This is a genomic window from Dyadobacter sp. LHD-138, assembly GCF_030929615.1.
Classification (GTDB): Bacteria; Bacteroidota; Bacteroidia; order Cytophagales; family Spirosomataceae; genus Dyadobacter.
The window spans coordinates 20999-27304 of the sequence record NZ_JAVFVU010000059.1; the positions used below are offsets into that span (position 1 = coordinate 20999).

The 6306-nt window shown below is 35.7% G+C and carries 7 protein-coding genes; 1 reads left to right on the forward strand and 6 read right to left on the reverse strand.

All coding sequences use genetic code 11. The features are described from left to right. Positions 1-7: 7 nt before the first annotated feature. From RB622_RS28420 to RB622_RS28445, 6 genes are all read right to left on the reverse strand, one after another. The gene (locus tag RB622_RS28420; protein ID WP_308050206.1) at positions 8-1399 is read right to left on the reverse strand and encodes a DUF5906 domain-containing protein; all 1392 of its coding nucleotides are present in this window, start codon (positions 1397-1399) and stop codon (positions 8-10) included. A 94-nt stretch (positions 1400-1493) separates the two neighbouring features. Further along, positions 1494-1730 (reverse strand): hypothetical protein, encoded by a 237-nt coding sequence (locus RB622_RS28425; RefSeq protein WP_308050207.1) that lies wholly within the window; start codon positions 1728-1730, stop codon positions 1494-1496. Between the two features lie 12 nt (positions 1731-1742). After that, a complete protein-coding gene (locus RB622_RS28430) occupies positions 1743-2912 on the reverse strand; it encodes a site-specific integrase (RefSeq protein ID WP_308050208.1) in 1170 nt (389 codons plus the stop codon). A 30-nt stretch (positions 2913-2942) separates the two neighbouring features. Then, entirely contained in the window at positions 2943-3182 is a 240-nt protein-coding gene (locus RB622_RS28435) for a hypothetical protein (RefSeq protein WP_308050209.1), read from the reverse strand. Positions 3183-3490: 308 nt separating this feature from the next. Then, positions 3491-4741: a phage integrase SAM-like domain-containing protein gene (locus RB622_RS28440; RefSeq protein ID WP_308050210.1), complete on the reverse strand. Its 1251-nt coding sequence runs from the start codon at positions 4739-4741 to the stop codon at positions 3491-3493. 44 nt (positions 4742-4785) lie between these two features. Continuing rightward, positions 4786-5034: a hypothetical protein gene (locus tag RB622_RS28445; RefSeq protein ID WP_308050211.1), complete on the reverse strand. Its 249-nt coding sequence runs from the start codon at positions 5032-5034 to the stop codon at positions 4786-4788. Positions 5035-5173: 139 nt separating this feature from the next. Between RB622_RS28445 and RB622_RS28450 the strand changes: the two genes are divergently transcribed. Continuing rightward, positions 5174-5830, forward strand: coding sequence for a helix-turn-helix transcriptional regulator (locus RB622_RS28450; protein WP_308050212.1), 657 nt, complete (start codon positions 5174-5176; stop codon positions 5828-5830). The last annotated feature ends 476 nt before the right edge of the window (positions 5831-6306 follow it).

The following is a 6306-nucleotide window of genomic DNA, read 5'->3' on the forward strand; positions in this document are numbered from 1 at the left end:
GAAACTGTCAATTGAAATTATCTCTCTTAAACTCATAAACTACATTATTCTTACTTACTGAAGTATAACTATTCAAATTATTCTCTGCTTCGTAAAGGCTGTATAACTCGTACCGCTGCCTGGGATTTGGCTTTATAGAGAGGTCAACTTCTAGCGCTCTTTTCATCTGTTGACGATCAGTCTTTTTTGCGTAATTGAGTACACTCAATTGTTCGATAAGGTCACTAACAGCGAAATGTAGTGTGTGTACTTCTGGGTAGGCGACAAAGACATCTTTAACGTATTCTTGAATAGCTTTGGCAACATATGACTGACTGCCGTCGAAATAGATTTCCAGCTGTTTGGTGAAATAGACGTCTGTCGAGAAGTACATTCTTCCGCTTTCACTATGATGTAATTTCCTGTTAAGTAAATAATCAAGGAACGCCGGAATTTCATTTTGTATACTGTCTTCGATATTAGGATTATCTTTTAATCCCGATTCGATTAAAGTTGAGACTTTAAAAACCGCAAACCGGGTATCGCCCCTTTCAATAAGTAGTGCCTTACCCTCATCATTGCTCATGAATAGAAACTTTCCGATAAAATCAATTTGGGTTTGTGCCTTATTTTTTTCGTTAGACGTTACTTTATTTGTCTCCGTACTTAACCGTTTCAACATCGGCATAATACTTTTTTTGTCAAGCGAAGTTTCGTCAACTATTATACAAAGGCTTTTAATCCATATTGCATTGAAATCACTTTCAAAATCGCTGTTTCCTAACTTAATAGCATTGTCTTGAAAAATCAGCTTCAGTAAATTACCAAACGTACTTTTTCCTGTGTTTTTTTCCTTTGATTCTAATAGAATAATTGGAAGGCGTTGAGTTGGATTAGTATACAACAATTTCAAGTAGTCAAGGGCAAACTCGATTTTATCTTTAAAAATGTGGTTTAAGATACTTATTATGGTGTCAAAATTGCCGCTAGTCGGTTTATGGCTCAAAGGATTATACTCATTGAAAAAACCGTCAATCACCTGCTTAAAGTTTGTATGAGAAGCTACACAGCAAAAGCCCTCGTATTTCATCACCCATTTTAATGACTTTCTGCCGAAATCATCAACAATCGTGCTTTTCTGACGCTCTACGTATAAACGTTGAGTTCTTCCATGCTTATCTGGTCTGTGAACCAGTTTGTAGTATTTGTCTCCGACTCGGACAAATTGTTTTTGGATAGTCTCTTTGAGTTTTCGTTCGCGCTCCTCTTTTGCCTTTTGCTCACCTTGTGTATCTGCAACTTCCTCAATTACACCGTTTAGGTCATCGACCTTTATATTCTCGATTTCCCCATTAAGGTCGGTTATTATTTTTTCGGCTTTTACAGGTGTGGGTTTCTTTAATTCCTCATTTATTTCCATATTTGCTGCTGACTATTAATACGTTGTATAACTTCGATTAGAATTTTCGATGGCGTCTACCTCACTTGCCATGATGGGTCGACGCCATTTTTTATTAGTTATCCGATGGTTCGATATCGGAGACCATTTTGTTGAAATGCAAGACCACCTTCTCCATTAGCTGTTCTTCAATAAGGTCTCGTTTGACTAACTCGACAGTCATCAAACTCCATATTTTGGTAATGAAATCCTGGATTTTTATTCGATCCGACTCTCTGAATTGTGGGTTACTTTGTACAAAATTGTTAGCCTCCGAAACTAACTCTTTGATAATTTTTTCTGTCCTATTCATAAATTATATTGGTTATACGAGGTGGGAAGTATGTCTTAGAATCGTTTCTGGCATTAAATGCGCGTAGAATTTTTCGGTTGTTTTGATCGAGTCGTGACCCAATATTTTAGAAACAACTATCATTGGAACGTCTTTATTGAGCAAGTAGGTACCAGCCGTTTTTCTTCCAACATGGGTTGTGAGATCTTTGTCTATTCCCACAGTTTTGGCAATTACCTTGATATACTGATTCATTTTTTGATTGCTTAAAACAGGAATCACATTGTCATATTTTTTTAACAAGTAATCTGTGTATTCCAAAATGGGGATTGTAAAAGGGATTCCATTTTTGGTTCTATGGAATTGAATAACCCGCCTTCCTCTGATTTCCGTTATGTGCTTTTTTGCTGAGAACTTGGTTAAATCACTATAAGATAATCCAGTGTAACACTGGAATAAGAAGGCATCAGCAACTCTCTGCAAATTATCGGACAGTAATGGATTGTTTTTTAAAAGATTCATTTCCCAGTCCCGTAGAAAGCATATTTCACCGGGCGATACTTTTCTTTCTTTAATTATCACTAATGGATTTTTATCGATTTTCCCAGAGTTTACTGCATCAGAAAGAAGCAGCTTTATTCGATCTATACTTTTCTTAATAAAATTCTGGGTATACTTTTTATTAAATCTCAGATAATCAATGTATTCAAATCCGAAGTCCCTTGTAATTTCATTTATGGCAATGTCATTTCTTTTCTTGTAAGCCATAAAGTTGACAATATGCATATGCAATGTCGAGTGTGCCTTAAAAGTGCCTTTACTAAAACCTGGCTCACCGATCCTGGATTTTATTTTATTTAAGGACTTTTGTGAGAGTTGAATTAAAGTTAATCTATGAGTATGGTTGATAAATTCCTTTCGCAAATCCCTTACATGAGGAACTTTAATCTTGGATATTTCACGAAGTTTATACTCTAAATCTAGTCTCATTACTGTAAGCAATTGATTGAATTCCATCGTTTCAAGATCGCTTTCAATGAAGGATTGGCTATTGGCATCCCAGTTTCCATTTACTTTAATAAATGTCGAAAAATCAGTCGCAGTAACTCCGCCCATTCTAAGTCGGCAATACAGATAAGAGCTTCCACTTTTATTGAGCTTAGGCCGGAAATGAATTTTAAGTTTGTCTTTTGGTAGTGGCATGATAAAATAGATTTAATCGTTAGAAATTAATTAAGCAGCACCCGTAAGCTCGTCGTACCCGTTGGAGTGATCGGAATACAATAAAACGCGCTCCGTGAGACCTTTTTCTACGTAATCTCTTTTGATGAGCTCCAGCATCACTTTTCGTTCAACTTCATAAATTTTACAAGATAACTCTTGAACTAAATCCTCATTTCCTTTAAGTCTTTCTTCAACAAGGAGATATAAGCTTTCAAATATTTCGCCTGTTATACATTGTGTTTTTGCCATGATTTTACTTATTAATACGGGTTTAAAGATGTTTTTCAGGATCGAACTTTAAAGCGCGATCTGCGAAAAGTTGATTTGCATTAAATTGAAAAAGAATGTAATGTCCTTTGTCGTGCCTGGTAAAAAGTGACTGTTTTAATAGAGATTCTGCTAAGTCATTTGGCAATGACATTGGGCGTCGTTTTGTAATAGACTTAGAATAGAATACCCAAGTTTTGGTAATTCGAGAGTATTTTAAACAACTCACTGGAAGTTCAAATTCAAAGCCCTGATCCGTTGTTAATTTGATAAGCATATGAATGAATTGATCAAGCGGTGAATTGCATTTCTTCATCAATGGAGTGGTTGTTGATCGTAGCGTAGTGCTTTACGTATTTTGTTGACGAATGCCCCAAAATTGATGCAACAACTTCCTGTCTCATTCTTAGAGTATTCAAACAGTAATCTGCAAGAGTCTTTCTGGCTACTTTTGTAGTTAAGTGCACATTAACTCCTGTATAGGCTGCGATATTTTTGAGAAGAAGATTTCGTTTTGCATTATGACGTCGTGGTAGATTTTCGATTCCCCCGTATTTTGCAATTATAGCTGTTGCAAAGGGATGCAATGGAATTGAATACGGTTTGTCCTTCTTTCCCCCCTTTGATTTGACGCGATAGCCATATAGCCATGTTCGGCCGTTAAACTCCTGGATCCGAAAGTTTCCCCTTTTGTAATCCGAATGGTGCTGACCAGTAAAGCAAGTAAATATGAAAGCATCCCGCTCTTCCGTTAGGATGGAGATAAAGTCAACAGGAATAGGAAGGGAGTTGAAATCAAAACATGCAATTGTCTTTACTTGAGATTGCGTTAGGTGTGTTGTGTCGTATTCCCCAGATTTCTCTAATCTAATATTGGTCAGAGGATTTATGCTAACCATTCCTTTGGAGACCGCATAACTAAAAATAGACCTAAAAAATTGTGTTATTTTTACTGCGAAATCATTTGAATATTTAGATTTAAACCAGCTGATCATGTTTAAAAAAATGCTTTCATTTACATCGTGCAGTAGAATGTTTTTTCTACCGGTTTGCTCGAAAAACATCCCAATATTTCTATTATAATTATTATAGGCTCTAATAGTAGAGTCGCTTACATTGGAGGTTATTTTTTTCTCTGAAATAAACTTTTCAAATGCTTCCTGGAAGGTTCTGTATCCCTTTTTTTCTCCAAATGCTTGATCCTGTAACTTTTTAGCAGTTATAACATCTTTCGTTTGTAGTAAATGGTAGAAGGCTTCGTCAAAGGAAGTTTTAATCTGAGTAAGCCTTGCATTTACAATTTTGGCATCGTCTCCCAGTGAAATAACTTTCTGCCTTGCGCTGTCCCATTCAGACTTTAGTATTTTTAGGTTAAGGGATTTTTCCGGAGCTCTTACGCCGTTAACAGTGGTTCGGACGTATAAAGTGCTATGTTTTACAGTCGGTAAAGAATAGCGGAGGATGAATCGAACGCTCATTACAAAATGCTGTTTGATTGGTTTTGCCACTTGAGAAAGATGGATGTCAGATTTGATCGCCATGATGTGGTAAATATTAGATTTGAACGAGTTGGAAGAAAAATACTCTATTTGGAGAAGTGTCCCGCGTTTGACTTTGGCAGTAAATCGACCACTGGAACTTCGAAGAAACTTGCTAATGATATCAGTTCGCTAACAATAAGCTTTTCATTATTTCGTACCACTTCGCCAAACCTCTTTTGATTAATACCCACGTGATTGTAAAATTCCCTTGTTGGTTTGAACTTGGTTTTAATTTTCACTTCATACTTTTCGATAGCTAACTCGAGACCATTAAATGACTTTGTCTTTTCCATAATGATAAATATTTTAAGATATAATTCCACATATTGTTAGAACAAATCTACATATATTATGAATTTAAATCCTAATTATTTATACATAAAATGTATAAAATATTTTACATAACTTTGCAACATTCTAAAAATCAATGTCATGGAGGTATCAAAAAATATACGAACGATAAGAGAGAGATTGGGTCTAACCCAGCAAGACCTAGCTAACAGATTAAATACAGAGAGGAGTAATTACGCTAGACTAGAAAGTAGAGATTTAAATCTGACGATAAAACAAGTAGAAGAAATAGCATCTGCCTTAGGTGTATCTATTTTTGAAATATTGGATACACCTAAAGAATCGGATTTTACCCCAGATCAATCTGAGTTAATTCACAAACTTCAAGAACGTGTAAAAACAACAGAAGAACTCCTTAAATCCAAAAGGAAGGAAATCAAGTTCTATCAACAAGTATTATTATGGATTAAGGACAAATTTGAGCAAGAATTTTCATCAATGAAGTTTATCGCAGCCGGCTTTTTAGAAATTGAATTTACTGAGGACTGGCAGGAAATATATGAGAAGAAATTTCAAGCTCTGCCAAAAGAAGAGCTAAAAAGAGTAGGTGACAATTTGTTTGAGTCTGATTTAACCCAATTTCTAATGCAGTTCCTTGTAGAATCTGGATTCGTGGGTGATAAGTGGTTGATCGACGCATATAAAAGAAGCCAACGAAAAAAGGGCAATAAAGCATCAGCTACTGAGGCAATCAATTATATCAAAAGTACTTTTGAATTTATGAATGAAGACGATTAATCGATAATGGTAAATCAGAATAGCATACAATATGAATAGTGAGGGTACATATATAAGTACCTGATAATCAATTGTATGTAAAATTTTAAAAAAGTAACATAAACTTACTGAGGTTACATATAAGAATACATAGCCAATGAATTAAATTATAATTCATTGATTTTTAGAAACATACAAAAAATAGAAAAGTCTCTTCCTCTCTGCAACATGCCCTTCCTGGTAACAGGAGGGGCTTTTTTGTTATTCGGGACAATAGCCGGGACAAACACACACAAGAAAATGATAAAGGATCACAACGGCGAAAAGCCGTTCAGGCGCGCTGTCTTGCGTGACCGGAATGGTGATTTAACTAAGGAGGGATCAAGCCAAATTCTTGGGGGGAATTGAATCGGGACTTCATGCGTAGAGTTTGGATAGTCTGAAAAGGAAGAATGAAATATCCCTGACACCCCGTGAGGTGGAACGGAACGCTTTTA